We start from the raw sequence: 16,621 nt of genomic DNA, 5'->3' as shown, positions 1-16,621 counted from the left end.
TCTACTCAATCCTTTGTGTTTTTAAGTGAACCATTCACCTATGAATAGTCTTATCAAAGGAGTTTTAATGAGTCATTTTTCTATCCGTTCGTTTCAATTAACAAAAAAAACTGTTACGTTAGTTTCAGTAGGCCTTCTGTTTTCATCATTTGTTGCCTTAAGCGCAGAGCTAAACAATCAAAATAATATATTGACTATATATACCTATGACTCATTTGTCAGTGAATATGGTCCTGGCCCACAGATTAAAGAGGCATTTGAAAAAGAATGTAACTGTACGGTTAATTTTATAGGTGCTGCTGATGGGGTAACACTCTTGAATAAAATCAGGAATGAAGGGAAAAACACTAAGGCGGATATCGTGCTTGGATTGGATAATAATTTACTCCAAGAAGCAGTTGATACAGGACTTTTTGCGCCTAGTGATGTTGATTTAACAAATATTGACATGCCATTTGGTTGGTCTTCGACTCTTTTTGTACCCTTTGATTATGGTTTTTTTAGTTTTGTTTATGATAAAGAAAAAACAAAAGAGGTACCTACCTCATTAAAAGAACTGGTCTATAGTGATAAACCTTGGACAATTATTTATCAAGATCCGCGTACCAGTACTCCAGGACTCGGTTTTATTTTATGGATGCAGAGTGTTTTTGGTGACAATGTCTCTGATGCTTATAAAAATCTTGAGCACAAAACAGTCACTGTAACAAAAGGTTGGAGTGAAGCCTACTCCCTCTTTTTAAAAGGGGAAGCAGATTTTGTATTGAGTTATACAACTTCACCTGCCTATCATGAAGTCATAGAAAACAAAAACAACTTTGCTGCTTTGAACCTTGAAGAGGGGCATTATCTGCAGATTGAAGTGGCTGGTAAAATAGCCCATACTAAAAATAACGAACTTGCAGATAGTTTCATGCAATTTATGGTTTCAGAAGCTTTTCAATCACAAATTCCCACAACAAATTGGATGTATCCCGTGATTAATACGAAAACATCAGCCATATTTGATAATTTATATTTTCCGAAAGATGCTTTTGAATTCGGAGCTGTGGAAGTTGCTGATAAGAAAAAAATGTGGATTGAAACGTGGCAAAATGCCTTAAGTTTATAAAGTTAGAATGGCAGTTCCCAGGTGTTCTGTCACTCTTGTTTATCTCGAGTATATTATCTTTTATATTAGGGGGATTTTTATCTAACATCCCCCCACTTGCATTTATCAATACATTATCAGAGGGACTTTCTCCGTATTTAAAAAAGGTCATTACCTTCTCTTTTTATCAAGCTACTTTGTCTTCTCTACTCTCTATTATACCTGCTTATTTTATAGCAAAAGCACTCTATCGTCGCGATTTTAAATACAAATCTTTGATTATTTCACTTTGTTCCACCACTTTGATTATGCCGAGTATTGTGGTGGTACTTGGTTTAATTTTTTTATATGGGAACTCAGGAATAGTTACTTCCTTTATCAGTGCAATAACTCAAGACAAAATCCATTTCTCTATTTATGGATTACACGGTATCTTATTGGCTCATGTATTTTTTAACTTACCCTATGCGACTTTACTTTTTTTAAAAGCTTTAAATTCCATATCTACCCACCAATTAAAATTAGCAGCACAGCTTAATTTTTCTTCCTGGTTGCAATTTACATTAATTGAGTGGCCTGTAATAAAAAAACAAATAGCCTATTTATCCGTTATTATATTTACGCTTTGTTTTAGCAGTTTTAGCATAGTACTGTTGTTAGGCGGAGGACCTAAGGCAACCACCATTGAATTAGCTATTTATCAAGCTATGACCTATGAGTATGACTTCCAAAAAGCGGGGCTGCTTGCTTTGATTCAAATACTTTTGTGTTTAATTCTTCTTTTATTATCACAAAATTTATCTACTCATTACGCGGCAGCTACAGACTCAATACATTGGAAAATAAAATCAAGAAATATATGGATAAAATTATCAGATATACTGCTCATAGCTATTTTGATTTGTCTTGTATTACCCCCGATTATCGCTATATTTTGGGTGGGGTTTAATTCTGATTTTTGGGCAACCATTTTTTCAAGGCCATTACAAAATGCGTTTTTAAATTCCTTAATAATAGGATTAAGTTCAGCATTTCTGGCTCTAAGCCTTGGTATAGCAATCTCATGGACAGCAAGACAATTTGTTATAAAACAAAAAAATCGTTTAGCACAATTTATGATCTCAACAAGTTCTGTCACCCTAATGATCCCTGGAATTGTTCTTGCATCAGGATTATATATTTCACTATTTCATTTTTCATTGACTGAGAGTCTACTGGCAAGCCCATATATTCTTATACCCATAATTAATGCTTTGATGGCTCTGCCTTTTGTATTAAATCAAATATACCCATCGATGGTGAATAATGCCCATGCCTATAATAAATTAGCAAGACTTTACAACATAAACGCATTCAATCGGTTATGGCTTTTAGATATCAGAGGGAATTTGAGTGTCTTTAAAAAGGCTTTTGCATTTGCAATGACACTTTCCTTAGGCGACATCGGTGTTATATCAATATTAGGTTCTCAAAATTCAGGGGATGTGTTTTACACCCTGCCTTATTTATTATTTCTTAAATTAGGTAACTACCAAACAGAGAGCGCAGATGTAATCGCTCTCATTTTATTATTGTTGGTGCTAGGGATTTTTATGTTGAGTCATTTAAATTTAAACATTAAAAATGTTAAGATGGCTAACTTTAAAACAAATTAATAGGTATATTTAAAATTAATTATTCTCTTGGTTTTAAAGAATATTAGCAATATCCTAGATTGGAAACTCCTTCCTTGATGGGGTAAAACACGTTATTTTTATTGGGATTCATTTTCGGGTTATTAATCCTCTTAGCACCTATCTTTCGTTAGTTAAATCCAATCTGGCTAAAACATCATCTAGTTTGCGCCAATAGGATTTATGATCAATATCTTTCATTTCTTGATTAATAATTCTACCAGCATATTCATCTTTTAAAACGACAGGATAGCGACCAATATTTTTATCAAAATCTGGCTTAACAGCCAGCGCCCAATCTTTTTTTGAATAACAATTATATATATTACCCCGTATTTGACCGAGTACATCCTGCCATGAGACAGCATCTCTATCAATGGCTCCTCCCATGAGCACAATGTTGTGTAAATTGAGCGCATTAAAAAGTGATCTGTTGTTTTTATTCATTAACGCGTTAAGTAATAAACGGGTACCGAATGAGTGCGCAACAAAATTAATAGGGCGGTTTGCTTTTTTATGCATTAACATAAACTGATTTAGTCGCTCTGCAAAGACTGTATCTAAATGATGGGTTTTATTCTGCACTTTCTTTATTTGTGTAAGCGCTTCTATCCCTATAACAAGAAGAGGGCCTGAGATTTGAGAAAGTTTTGAAGTAGTCGACTTCAGATTTCGTAATTGATTTAAGGCTAGGCCTTTTGTTAACCCTTCAATAATCGCTTTATTATAATGCTCAGATGGCCATCTTACTAAAATATGCTCATAACCTGAGATCTGATTTATTCTATTCTTAAAATCTTGTTCAGAAGTTTTAAGATAAAAGCTTCCATATCCATGGATATAGACATTAATGGGCAGATCTGACGCAGTATTTATGTCAGAGATAATAATATCTTGACTTTCATTGACGAGAAATTGGGCTTTGATTTTTTTTAGCATAATATCCGGTTAAGTTAAATGCCTAATGAGTAAAGTTGTTAACGATGACTCAAATTACACTCATTCCTAATCCCATAGGTAGAGCACATGAACTCATAATAATGTAACAAAAGACCATAAAAATCAAGAATATCTGTTACTCCCTGAAATTCGTTTTCTTCAATAGATAAATTTTCATCTTTTAGAGTCATCATTTCTAGCTCAGAAAGATCACTAAACAAGAAATTAGCCATCACTTTTATCTCACAATTAGAAAGGAATAAAGTAAATTCCTTGCCAATCCATTTTTGTTCGACTATTCTGTCCTGCAATAGTTCTTTAATTGTTGAAATCCACTGTTTAGTGCTATTTACATTACTAGCAAGTTCGGTATTTAACCAATGTTTGAAGGCCTCATTTTCAAAAATATTTACTACTTCAATATCACCAGCTTGATTTATTTGTTGAAAAGCGTATTCCAAATTGCCTCCACTTAAAAAATAATAGTCTTTTGAATGATTATGGAATCAATTATCATAAAAACACTTTAGAAGCTTAGAAACATGGGCTAAGGGTAATCCAACTACATTATGGTAATTTCCATTAATAGCTTCAACAAACGCACCTGCTCTGCCCTGAATTCCATAGGCCCCCGCTTTATCAAATGGATCACCTGTATCTACGTAAGACTTTATTTCATCCATACCTAATTGTCTGAAAGTAACTTCGGTAGAGATAAGTTCAGTAATTTGTTTAGTCTGGTTAAGAATACAGACTCCAGTATATACAGTATGAGTTCTATTACTTAGCTTCATTAACATTTCAATTGCTTCAGCTTCATCTTTAGGTTTTTCAAGTATTTCTTTATCAAGTACACCGATTGTATCAGCAGCAATAATTGGATCAACTCCCTTAGTCAATCCAAGCCCAAAAGTTGCTTTATCGATTGCTAACCTAACTACATACTCCTCTGGACTTTCTCCGATTTGTATAATTTCAGGTACATTAATACTCAGTAGTGAGAAATTCACATTAAGTAGCGACAATAGTTCCGCTCTTCTTGGTGAGGTTGAAGCAAGATAAACATGAGGAATTGATAAAGGCATAATTTTACCTTACAAAAAAGATTAATTTATTGAAAACTTCGTTCGAAGTTTGTTGAGCAAGATATATAACCACGGCCATATAAGAGCATTGATAATAGATCTTAAGAATAATTCTGGATGATATTCAACGGTTGAAGCCAAAAAAGAGACCCAATAAATAAGTACTTCAACCGCTAGAGATAAAACGAGCACAATAAATATTTGATGCCATAATGCTATATTGCGCATAAAATCATGAATAAGGACACATACAAAGCTTAAAAGCCCGTAGGTAAGTCCTCTAATGCCAAGTGTAGATCCTAAAAAAACATCGGCTACCAGCCCTACAAGAAAAGCCACGCCAACATTTATACGATGTGGCAGAGTAATTACCCAATAAATTAAAATTAATTGAACCCAAGATGGCCTGAACATATTTAAATTATCAGGCCAAGGCATACTTTGCAAAGCAAAAGCGAGTAAAAAAGATAAAATAACTATAATCCAATGGTGTCTAGTTAAAAAAAACATGAGTTAGCGACCTAAATTAGTAAAACACTGAACCCTTATGAATTTGGAGACGTATGTATGGTGTCTTCAAAGCGCTCAGTTATTGTCTTTTGAATGTCACTTGCTGTAGGTGAAACAGCTTGAGTTAACGTGTCACCCCATATAAGTAATAGGAATCTAAGTCTTTGCAAATCTGCGGTTGGAATAGCTTTAACAACAGTATATGCATTTGAGACATCAATACCGACAGAAGTAACAATAGCTACAGGATATCCTTCAGGAAAACGTCCACCTAAGCCAGACGTTACCAAAACATCACCTACTTGTATGTCTATATTGCGTGGGAGTTGATCTAATTCCAACGGTTCATTGCATCCATTTCCAGATGCTATCACTCTGATATCATTTCTAAGCACTTGTATTGGTATTGCATGAGAAGAGTCACATATTAAAAGCACTCGACTTGAATATGCACTGACTCCAACGACTTGCCCCACTACACCTTTAGAGCTGATTACTGGTTGCCCTTCAAAAACACCGACATTCGCTCCTTTATCAATGATTATCTGATTGGAGTAAGGATCTGTCTCAGCCGAAAGAACTTGAGCGACCCTTTTTTCTTCTTCTTTTCTTAACGGAGAATTCAATAATTGTCTCAGGCGTTTATTTTCTTGTTCATATTGCCCTAAGAGCAGTAGATCGGATTGTTGCTTTAATAACATATCCTTGAGACGTGCATTCTCAGCAATAATATCGCTTCTTGGGATTAGATATTCAGCTGATTTGTCTGTTAAAGTTCTAGGAGAATTGGCTAAAAAATAAAATGGACTCACCGCCGTATCTAAATAATACCGAATTTTAGAAAAAAGCGCAAAGTGAGAGTCAGCGATGATTACCCCTGGTGCAATAATAAGCAGAAGGAGTAATCTCACTGATAAAGAGGGAAGACGACTAAATATTGGTTTCATATCAAAACTTCACAACTTGAAGATAACAAGTAATAAAGTTAGTCGTCACTGAATAGATCTCCACCATGCATATCAATTAGTTCTAGAGCCTTACCACCGCCTCTTGCAACACAGGTTAAAGGATCTTCAGCAACAATCACAGGAATTCCAGTTTCTTCAGACAATAATCTATCGAGATTTCTCAATAGTGCTCCACCACCAGTTAATACCATACCATGTTCAGAAATATCAGAAGCAAGTTCAGGTGGGCACTGCTCAAGAGCTGCCATCACTGCACTTACAATACCTGCTAAAGGTTCTTGGAGTGCTTCTAATATTTCATTTGAGTTTAAAACAAACCCACGTGGCACTCCTTCAGCAAGATTTCTACCACGGACTTCAATTTCTAAAATTTCATCGCCAGGAAAGGCAGAACCAATTTTATGTTTTATGGTTTCAGCGGTTGACTCACCGATTAATGAACCGTAATTTCTTCTTACATAGCTAATGATAGCTTCATCAAAACGGTCACCACCAATTCTGACAGATGAAGAATAAACCACACCATTTAAAGATATAACAGCAACTTCTGTTGTACCACCACCGATATCAACCACCATTGAACCTTTTGCTTCCGAAACGGGTAAACCAGCACCAATAGCTGCTGCCATAGGTTCTTCAATTAAAAAGACTTCTCGTGCACCAGCCCCCTGAGCTGACTCTTTAATGGCACGTCTTTCGACCTGTGTAGCCCCTACAGGCACACAAACCAAAACTCGCGGGCTTGGGCGCATAAAACTGTTAGTATGCACTTCTTTAATAAAATGTTGTAACATTTTTTCAGTGACAAAAAAATCAGCAATAACACCATCTTTCATTGGGCGAACTGCTGCAATATTACCCGGCGTACGACCTAACATTTTTTTGGCATCCGTACCAACAGCAGCAACACTTTTAGCAGTACCTACTTTGTCTTGACGAATAGCAACAACAGAAGGTTCATTTAAAATGATCCCTTGATCACGAACATAAATAAGCGTATTAGCAGTACCTAAATCAATAGAAAGATCATTTGAAAATAAACCACGAATTTTTTTAAACATAGGAAGAGATTACCTTGTGTATTCTTAAATAAAAGTTGAATGATGCTTGTTAATAAATTTTCGACATCCCACTCTAAGCATTCGCTAGGAAATTCCTAGAGATTCATTATACTTTAAAACTAAAGTCTAAGTGGGTTCCTGTATCATCACTACACCTAAAATAGGTTAGCTTCACAGGCTATAGAGCAGTGTCTCTGCTCTTCCAGATTCTTCACCTCTACATAGGTAGATTGGTATAAAACTTTTAGCTATGCATAAAAAATTCTTACACTTTCTCAAATTCAGAAATGCATATTAAAAGAATGGTCTTTATCTCAATCGACTATTTTACGCTAAAAAAATGTATTTGTGCATATTTTAGCGTAATAATTTTCAATTATTTAATTAACTTTTTTATTTATTTTCTTACAGCCATTTTTTTCGTTTAAAAAACCAGTAAGGAGCTATACCAGCTAAAATCATCAGCCCTATTGCTGCAGGATAACCATATTTAAAATTTAATTCGGGCATAAATTCAAAATTCATTCCATAACTTGATGCAACTAATGTAGGAGGTAAGAAAATGACAGAAACAACTGAGAATATTTTTATAATACGGCTCTGTTCAATGTTTACAAAACCCATAGCGGCTTGCATTAAAAAGTTCACTTTTTGAAACAGTGATTCATTATATGGTAATAATGATTCGATATCTCGCAGCACTTCGCGAGCCTGTTCGAGTTGTTCACTGGGTAATCTTGCACGACGCACTAAATAGTTAAGTGCTCGTTGGCTATCCATCAGACATAACCTGACCTTCCAACCAATGTCCTCAAATTCTGAAAGATAGGCTAATGCTTTATCTAATTCCTCTCCTTGCTTACGTTCCATAATGACGCGACTTGGTTCTTCTAATTTGGAATAGACATATTCAATTTCATCAGCAATCTGTTCTATTTTTGTTTCGAATAGATCAAGCATCAATTCATATGGATTACCATTAATCAAGGATTGATTTCTTGATCGTAATCTGTATAGCCTAAATGCAGGTAATTCATGCTCTCTTAAAGTATATAACCGCCCATCTTTTATAGTAAAGGCAACTGTCGACGTCATTGGTCTGTCATCACTATTCACTAGATAATAAAACGTATGAATATGTAACCCATCATCGTCCTCAAAAAAACGTGCTGAAGATTCAATATCTTCAAGTTCAACACGGGTTGCTAATTCTACATCAAACTCATCTTGAATTCTCTGTCTTTCAATTTTTTCTGGCTCAACAAGATCTATCCAAATAGACGATTCTAATGAAGTAAACTCTTCAACCTCAATTTTTTTTAACTTATTTTCTTGTAATGTAAATGCATGAATCATGCCAGCCCTCTCACTCATTAATAATGCTTAAATTCTTTCTCACATATTCTAGATACTACGATTGTGTATTAATTAATGTGATAAGATAGATATAAGTTCCTCTCTTTAATTGCTACTATATTTAGTTGTTATGCTATTTGCGCTGTTTTTATTTCTTTTTTTTTTATGTATTTCTTGTTTTTTCTTTTTCTTTTTCTTTTTCTTTTTCTTTTTAGATTTTTTTAAATAACGAAACATCCGACACTCTATTCATTTGTCTAGAAAGAAAATTCTATAAAAGACTAGATTATATTGATTTTTTGGTAAAATCTTTTATCCTAAACCCTAGCATAATTAGAACCAAGAAATAAGATCCTGCGCCTAATACAACGACTAGAAGCAATCTCGCAATGCGCTCCGCGAAATTCCCAAATTGCCAATCAGGCATCCATTGTAAAATCGACAATATTACCAAACCCATAGCCGAAACTGCAATCACTAATTTTAATAAAAATGTAAGCCAGCCTGCGCTTGGTTGATAATATTTTTTTTTACGAAGGGCCACAAATAGTAAAGTTGCATTAACGAGAGCACCAATACCAATTGAAAGTGATAGTCCAACATGCCCAAGTGGCCCCACTAAAATTAAGTTCATTATTTGAGTAATAACGACACTTATTATTGCTATTACCACGGGGGTTTTAATATCTTTTTTTGCGTAAAAACCCGGCGCCAGGACTTTTATCATAATAAAGGCTAGTAAACCAAGAGAATAAGCCATTAACGCTTTACTTATCATTAGTGAATCAAAGGCAGTGACTTTGTCATATTGATATAACGTCACAGTAAGTGCTTCCGCTAAGAGACACAAAGCAAGTGCTGCTGGTAGCGATAATAGTAAACAGAGTCTTAATCCCCAATCAAGGAGGGAAGAAAATTGTTTTGTGTCATTACTTGCAGCCTGCTTTGAAAGAGAGGGCAATAAAATTGTTCCTAGCGCTACACCAAGAATTCCTGCGGGAAACTCCATTAATCTATCGGCATAATACATCCAAGACATCGATCCTGTTATTAAAAATGAGGCAAATATTCCATTCAAAATAAGTGATATTTGACCTGCTGATACGCCGACTATCGCAGGTACCATTTTTCTTAATACCTGCCAAACGCCCTTATGTTTTAAATTGACTCTAGGAAGAACAAGCATACCAATTTTATAAAGATATGGTAATTGATAAGCTAATTGTAATATGCCACCAATTACGACTGAGATGGCCAGTGCATTGATTGCGGGGGTAACATAGGGCGATAAAAAAAGTGCCCCTCCTATCATACTAATATTTAGTAATGTAGGGGTAAAAGCAGGTACCTTAAATTGATTCCATGTATTTAAAATGGCTCCACACATAGAAGAGAGTGAGATTAAGAAAATATAGGGAAAAGTAATTTTTAAAAGCGATGACGCTAAAGCAAATTTATCATTATCATCAAGAAACCCAGGTGCTGTTACATAAATAATGTATGGAGCAAATAAAATACCTAGTAATGTTATGAATGCAAGTATTAACGTTAAAATACCAGCAATATAAGCAACGAATATGCGCGTAGCCTCTTCCCCTTCTTTGACTTTATATTCAGCCAAAATAGGAACAAACGCTTGAGAAAATGCACCTTCAGCAAAAATACGTCTCAGGAGATTGGGTAATTTAAATGCCTGAACAAATGCATCCGATTCAATACCCACACCAAACACTCTAATAACAATATGCTCCCTTATAAATCCAAGAACCCTGGATATAAATGTCATTGTACTAATTGCACCTAACGACTTGAGTAAATTACCTTTCATTTTAATAACCACTTATTCCATTGCGATTGAACCATTTGAATGTCTGCCTCAACCAATTGTTTATTTTCTATACTAGGTTTATCATTAAGGGATAAATGATGAATTCTGTTTCGCATGGATATGTAACAATCACAAAGTGCTAATCCATCCGCTTCATCAATAATTCGAGTTTGTACTAACGTTTCAAATATACGTATATTATCAGGCCATACAGTAAGTTCTGTATATTGATTTGCATAAGCAAGGACAAAGTATTGAGCTATAAATTCAATATCTGTTATACCAAATCGCGCTTGCTTTAGATCAAAACTATCTTTTTGATTATGCGTAATATTTGCTAGCATTTTTTCACGCATTTCAATTATCTCTTTTTTCAATACTTCTTTTTCTCTTATTTCAGATAAAATAGATAGGCGGATCAAATCAAATTCTTTTTTACTCTCATTTATGGCAAAGACTACTCGTGAACGCACAAGTGCTTGATGTTCATAGGTCCATGCCTCTTGTTGTAAATACGCTTTATAGGCAGCAAATGTATTGACTAAAAGTCCAGATTCTCCCCTAGGCCTTAACCTTGTATCTACTTCATAAAGCAAACCACTATTCGTTCTAGCGCCTAAAAGGTGGATAATTCGCTGCCCAAGCCTTTGAAAAAAAAGATGGTTATCAATACTTCTATTACCAGTCGTCACACCCGCATCGATATTATCTGTTAAAAAAATCAAATCTAAATCCGAACGATAACCTAATTCCCATCCAGCAAGTTTACCATAAGCGATGATGCATAAAGTGACTTCTTCATCATCCTCTAAATACGATGGCTTACCATATTTTGTTGCCATATCACTCATGGCCATTTTGGCTATGTGTTCAACGATAGTCTCTGCCAATTCAGTAAGATGATCACTGACTTTCATGGTGGGTAAAGCGCCTGAAATATCTGCAGCAGCAATACGTAATTGTTGTATTTGTTTAAATTGACAGAGTGTATTGAGCTGTTCTTCAAAATCTTCTGGTTCTGTTCTCAGCATAAACACTGCAAGCTCTTTACGATAATCTTCTATATCAATTGGCCTAAAAAGTGTTTTCGAGTCTATTAACTCTCCTAATAAATGAGGGTATCTTGCCAATCGTTTTGCAATCAAAGAAGAAGTGCGGCATAGTTGAATAAAATTATTTAACGCTTTACTATTCTCAAAAAGTAACTGTAAATAGGCTGTTCTTGTGATCACATTTTTAATTACATGTAAAAGTCTTGCAGTAATAGCCACTTCATCTTTATTGATGACGACGGGTAAAATAACAAGTGGGATCAATTTATTTAATACTTCACGTCCCTTAGGGCCAATCGAGCGATTTTGTATAGTTTGATGAAAATCCGCTATTAGCTGAAGATGCTGATAAAATAGGCTTAGTAATAAATTATTTTCTACGGAGCCAAATTTATCGACAATTTCTTGGAGCGTATGCCCTTGAGTAATATATTGGCAAGCATCACTGATAAGCTGTGCCCAATAATGCTTATCCAAGGCGGATGCATTAATCGTTGCTTCTGTCAGAAACGTTTCTGTAATTTTTTCATGTTCTTGTTTTTTTTCAGTAATGAGAAGATTAAATATCTCTCGTACACTGCCCATGGCATCTAATAAATGTTGATATAAAGCGTCCCAAGAATCCATTCCCATGAGATAAGCTAATCTCACTTGATCATATCTGTCGGTTGGGATTTTTTGCGTTTGTACATCATGCATACTTTGTAAAATATTTTCAAATCGCCTCAAAAAGAGGTAATGGCTTTGTAATATATTTAAAGTTTTTTCATCAAGCAGTTGATGAGATAAAATTTCAGATATCGCTTTTAGGATAGATGAGGTTCTGAGCTTACCAATTCTTCCCGCGTGAATCAGTTGAATAACCTGAATAATAAATTCAATTTCTCTTATTCCGCCTGCACTTAGTTTGATGTCTAATGTACCCTCTTTTCGTCTCACTTCTCTTTCGATTAAGGATTTCATTTCCCTCAAGGAGTCTATCACACCAAAATCAATGTAACGTCTGTAAGTAAATGGCCTTAATACCTCATCTAAACGTTCAGTAATTTCATCAGGTAAATTGCCTATGACTCTGGCTTTTATCATTGCGTAACGTTCCCAATCGCGTCCTTGCTCTTGATAATAATCTTCTAGGGCATTAAAACTGATGACAAGGGGGCCACTATCACCAAATGGCCTAAGACGCATATCGACACGATAAACAAACCCATCTTCGGTAACAGTGTCTAAAATACGAATCACTTTTTGGGCCATTTTTGTGAAAAACTGATGATTATCCTTACTTTTATTAGGCACAACTATGCCTGCAGGTCCGTGATAAATCGTTTCTCCTGCATCAGGGTAGGTAAAAATCAAATCAATATCAGAGGAAAAATTAAGCTCACCACCACCAAGTTTACCCATGGCGATAACAACAAAAGGTTGCTCTTGACCTAATTTGTTCGTAGGTCTCCCCATAGACAGTGCAAGGGTTCCATAAACCCAGTTTACTATGGTATCAATAATATGATCTGCAAGTTCACTAAGCATACTGAGGATTGTTTGGGTATTCAGTTCAAAGTCATTGGAAGGAACAGAGTTTTCATAATGACGTGTCCTAACTAATAATTGCTCTATTGCTATTAAATAGTGCATTTCATAACGAAATTGACGTACTTTTTTCATGACTTCAATTTCATCTTGAATAAGTGATATAGCCCCACTGAAAGTTTGAAGCCTTTTTTTGAATGGAGTCGTTAGATCCAAATCTGCTAGGTACACTTTATTCTGTAAGAGACCTGGGTAGAATTGTTCTAATATGTTCAAAAGAAAATGTGAATTAAACTGGTTGGAGTCATCATTGAATGATTCAAAAGGTTCAACATAATCTAGTGAAACTAAGCACTGTTTAAGAGGAATATTAAGTTTATAATTGAGGGAACTAACAGACATAAGCACTATTCCTAAGCAAAATGATCGAAGCCTAAAGCATCAAATTTTAATTTGGATTTATTAAATGTATAGCTTATGGTTGGTCTTTCACTTTGTTCTGACATTTCACCAATACATGTAATAGGTAATTTTAATGTTTCAGCTAGGAGAGCTATGTTATTGCGGCTCTTTTTTGGGGCAGTGAAAATCAATTCATAATCATCACCGCCGGTTAAAGCAAGTAAATACGCATCAGTTTGAGTTTTGATTGGGTATAACGTTTTAAAGACACTGTTGAACGAGGCATTAAGCGGCAATTTTTCTAATTCTATGTTTGCAGATAGTTGACTTGCATAACAAAGATGAGATAAATCAGATGCTAAACCATCAGAAATATCAATTGCACTGTGGGCAATTGTGTTAAGCTTTCTGCCTAAATGAACTCTAGCCTCTGGAAAGTGATAACGTCCTATAAAACCCATATCACTTAGTTTATTAAAAAGAAGATAACTATTGTTACCGATCGACTTATTAATTTTAACTTTATTTAATTTCTCACCCAGCTGATTTTTTGAATAAATATCACTATCAAGATGAAACTTAGGCTTATACGCCTTTAAAAATGTCTCTCTAAGTTCATTCTTTGAAAATTCAGCTTGATTTAAGTATTTTGAAATAAACTGCAAGCCTAAAGCACTACTGCCTAGTTCACCTGAAACGTAAATATCATCATTTACTTTTGCACTAGAGCGTCGTAATGCTCTATGCTTTTCAATAGTTCCCTTAACAACCATAGTTATAGTCAGTGGACCTTTCGTCGTATCGCCACCTACAAGAGTCATATCGTAGGCATTCAAAAGGAGAAATAGTTGTGATGAAAATCTAGATAGCCAATCTTCATCTAAACAAGGTAAAGTAAGCGCTAAGCTAAGCCATTTTGGATTAGCCCCCATAGCAGCAAGATCGCTTACTGAGACCATAAAAGCTTTATAAGCAATATCTGCTGGATCAGTTTTGTTAAAAAAATGTCTACCTTCAACCAGTGTGTCAGTAGAAATTGCTAATTGATTATTAGGAGGAATATCCAAAAGAGCGCAGTCATCCCCAATACCTAACTCAGTAGTAGATATTTTTTTATCTTTATATGAGTTTGATAAAAGTGCGGCCGCTGGTGCATGGAAATATTTGTAGATAAGATCGAACTCTTTTAAATAAGGATTAAATGGTTTATTTATACTTTTCATATAATCCTCTTTAAAATATCATAATTTAATTAGTAGGCTAAACAAATACCCTAAATTAAGCTTTGATTAAAGGTGAGTGCCTTAATTTGACAATTAGTTTATCTAAAACACCATTAACAAATTTATGACTATCTTCCGCGCCAAAAGATTTAGCAAGTTCAATAGCTTCATTAACAATTACCTTAGGTGGTACATCTTCTCTATAGGCTAACTCAAATATGGCTAAACGCAGAATAGAAATCTCAACATCGCCTAAAGCACCTATATCCCTTGATAAATAAGGGTTCATTAATTGATCTAAAGTTTGAGTGTTATTACTTACGCCATTGAGGAGTTCCCTAAAATATTGCAAATCAGCCCCTTGAGTATCTTGATCAGCGATAAAATGGAGCTCAACTTCACTCATAGGATTTTTGGATACTTGCCAAGAATACAATGCTTGAACAGCACATTCTCTGGCACGGCGACGGGCATTAGGATTCACAGTTTACCTCACTACAAAATTGCTGAAATTTAAACGTTTATAATAACATAGTTTATGCAATTTAAATGCATTTAAACATCATTTATTTTTATCCTAAACAATTTAGTATTCTTATTTAAGAGTAAAACAAAATTTATCTGTTAAATTAGTCTAGTCCATACAATACAAACATAATTTTAATCTATTGACTTAGCATAATTGAATTTAATTTGGCTTTAAACTAGTATAGAAATTGAATCTAAAATTATATATGTACCTACCCAGATTTTAACTCATTAATAACTATCTTCTAAAATTAAAGAATCGTGGATTAGTATAATAAGTAAAATTCACTTAGTAGAATTTACGTTATTAATTTATTGACTTAGGAAAGTGCTAGTGCTAGCTCTAAATAACTTAATCACTATTAAAGTTGAAAGTAAGCCAATAAAGAAATATCTACCACCAGTTACCGCATTTTGAAAAAGGAAATGCGGAATTTCCTGTAGCAAATATTCAAAAGTCAAACCATACTGAACTATACTAATTAGACCACATACTAAAAAAAGTGTTACCCAATAGGCTATTACCCACTTGTCATTATTTTGTAACTCTATATTTAAAATATTTTGTTTTTGAGATTTTTTTTGTTTTATTACGCCTTTTAACAAAAACAATAGGATAACAGCCATACCTAAAATAGTACTGAAATGCTGTAACAATTTATATATTTTTATATCAATTGATAGTATATGAACTTCCTGTCCAATATAAGGCCACCATGGTTTAAATTTATCAGGATTATGAGTAAAACTGTCCCATATAATGTGTGAATAAATACCAATAATAATTGCTAATATCGTTAAAAAAACTGTCTGTAACTTAGGTACTGAAAAAGTGGGTATGTGTTGTTCTGCCATAACTTTCACATATTTTGGCGATAAAATAATAATTTCTTTTTTAAATAAACTAATAATTGCAATTAATAATAAGCATGCAGGTAACATATAGAGTAAAGAGTATAAAAAATCATGTGATCTTGCTGCATAAATCCATTCATTTGTATAATATCCAAAATCGGGACTACAACTTCCTAATGAAAGAGCAATAATAGGCAATCGGTAGTTCGTCATTTTTGCGATTGGAATTACTGCAGCTGGATGTGAGAATGTAAATGGCATGAGTTTAACTCTAGATTGATTGATTAGCTCATATTTAAAAAATCCTAACTAAAAGCTATTATTATCTATCTGATAGAATTCATAAAAGACAATTTACAATTAAAATTGATGGCATTCACAGTATTTTTTACAGCAAAACCAAAAGCCCTGTATTTCTACAGGGCTTTTGGTTTTTTAATTTTAATTATTTATCGTCTAACTTTTGATTTTATCTTTGACTTAGTTTTAAGTACTAATTTAGTTTTAAGTCAGTTAGATTT

At 34.2% G+C, this 16,621-nt stretch carries 14 protein-coding genes; 2 read left to right on the top strand and 12 right to left on the bottom strand.

Annotated features, from left to right (window positions below):
• Positions 1 to 67 precede the first annotated feature (67 nt).
• Complete coding sequence (gene thiB / locus ACFFIT_RS09180; protein ID WP_385877357.1) at positions 68 to 1,111, top strand: thiamine ABC transporter substrate binding subunit; 1,044 nt, start codon at positions 68 to 70, stop codon at positions 1,109 to 1,111.
• On the top strand, positions 1,087 to 2,745 hold the full coding sequence (gene thiP / locus ACFFIT_RS09175; RefSeq protein WP_385877356.1) for a thiamine/thiamine pyrophosphate ABC transporter permease: 1,659 nt from the start codon (positions 1,087 to 1,089) through the stop codon (positions 2,743 to 2,745). The genes thiB and thiP overlap by 25 nt, the downstream gene beginning before the upstream one ends.
• A gap of 138 nt (positions 2,746 to 2,883) precedes the next feature.
• On the opposite strand, the gene ACFFIT_RS09170 is transcribed toward thiP, so the two are convergent.
• From ACFFIT_RS09170 to ACFFIT_RS09115, 12 genes are all read right to left on the bottom strand, one after another.
• Positions 2,884 to 3,702 carry a DUF726 domain-containing protein gene (locus ACFFIT_RS09170; protein ID WP_385877355.1) on the bottom strand — a complete coding sequence of 273 codons (819 nt, stop codon included), beginning with the start codon at positions 3,700 to 3,702 and terminating at the stop codon, positions 2,884 to 2,886.
• Between the two features lie 38 nt (positions 3,703 to 3,740).
• Entirely contained in the window at positions 3,741 to 4,163 is a 423-nt protein-coding gene (locus ACFFIT_RS09165) for a YacL family protein (RefSeq protein WP_385877354.1), read from the bottom strand.
• Between the two features lie 45 nt (positions 4,164 to 4,208).
• Positions 4,209 to 4,787, bottom strand: a complete 579-nt coding sequence (locus tag ACFFIT_RS09160; RefSeq protein WP_385877353.1) for a Maf family protein — start codon at positions 4,785 to 4,787, stop codon at positions 4,209 to 4,211.
• A gap of 21 nt (positions 4,788 to 4,808) precedes the next feature.
• Positions 4,809 to 5,297 carry a rod shape-determining protein MreD gene (gene mreD, locus ACFFIT_RS09155; RefSeq protein WP_385877352.1) on the bottom strand — a complete coding sequence of 163 codons (489 nt, stop codon included), beginning with the start codon at positions 5,295 to 5,297 and terminating at the stop codon, positions 4,809 to 4,811.
• 35 nt (positions 5,298 to 5,332) lie between these two features.
• Complete coding sequence (gene mreC / locus ACFFIT_RS09150; RefSeq protein ID WP_385877351.1) at positions 5,333 to 6,244, bottom strand: rod shape-determining protein MreC; 912 nt, start codon at positions 6,242 to 6,244, stop codon at positions 5,333 to 5,335.
• A 38-nt stretch (positions 6,245 to 6,282) separates the two neighbouring features.
• Entirely contained in the window at positions 6,283 to 7,326 is a 1,044-nt protein-coding gene (locus tag ACFFIT_RS09145; protein ID WP_385877350.1) for a rod shape-determining protein, read from the bottom strand.
• Between the two features lie 405 nt (positions 7,327 to 7,731).
• Positions 7,732 to 8,682, bottom strand: coding sequence for a magnesium/cobalt transporter CorA (gene corA / locus ACFFIT_RS09140; protein WP_385877349.1), 951 nt, complete (start codon positions 8,680 to 8,682; stop codon positions 7,732 to 7,734).
• A 286-nt stretch (positions 8,683 to 8,968) separates the two neighbouring features.
• Positions 8,969 to 10,510, bottom strand: a complete 1,542-nt coding sequence (murJ, locus tag ACFFIT_RS09135; protein ID WP_385877348.1) for a murein biosynthesis integral membrane protein MurJ — start codon at positions 10,508 to 10,510, stop codon at positions 8,969 to 8,971.
• Entirely contained in the window at positions 10,507 to 13,494 is a 2,988-nt protein-coding gene (gene glnE / locus ACFFIT_RS09130; RefSeq protein WP_385877347.1) for a bifunctional [glutamate--ammonia ligase]-adenylyl-L-tyrosine phosphorylase/[glutamate--ammonia-ligase] adenylyltransferase, read from the bottom strand. Before glnE ends, murJ begins: the two co-directional genes overlap by 4 nt.
• An 11-nt stretch (positions 13,495 to 13,505) precedes the next feature.
• Positions 13,506 to 14,717, bottom strand: a complete 1,212-nt coding sequence (thiL, locus tag ACFFIT_RS09125; RefSeq protein WP_385877346.1) for a thiamine-phosphate kinase — start codon at positions 14,715 to 14,717, stop codon at positions 13,506 to 13,508.
• A 55-nt stretch (positions 14,718 to 14,772) separates the two neighbouring features.
• Positions 14,773 to 15,201, bottom strand: coding sequence for a transcription antitermination factor NusB (gene nusB, locus ACFFIT_RS09120; protein WP_385877345.1), 429 nt, complete (start codon positions 15,199 to 15,201; stop codon positions 14,773 to 14,775).
• 356 nt (positions 15,202 to 15,557) lie between these two features.
• Positions 15,558 to 16,361, bottom strand: coding sequence for a DUF4184 family protein (locus ACFFIT_RS09115; RefSeq protein ID WP_385877344.1), 804 nt, complete (start codon positions 16,359 to 16,361; stop codon positions 15,558 to 15,560).
• Positions 16,362 to 16,621 lie beyond the last annotated feature (260 nt).

Source organism: Thorsellia kenyensis, assembly GCF_042432445.1.
Taxonomy (GTDB): Bacteria; Pseudomonadota; Gammaproteobacteria; order Enterobacterales; family Thorselliaceae; genus Thorsellia; species Thorsellia kenyensis.
The sequence above is the reverse complement of the archived record's forward strand: the minus strand, read 5'-3'. Positions and strand labels throughout refer to the sequence as shown.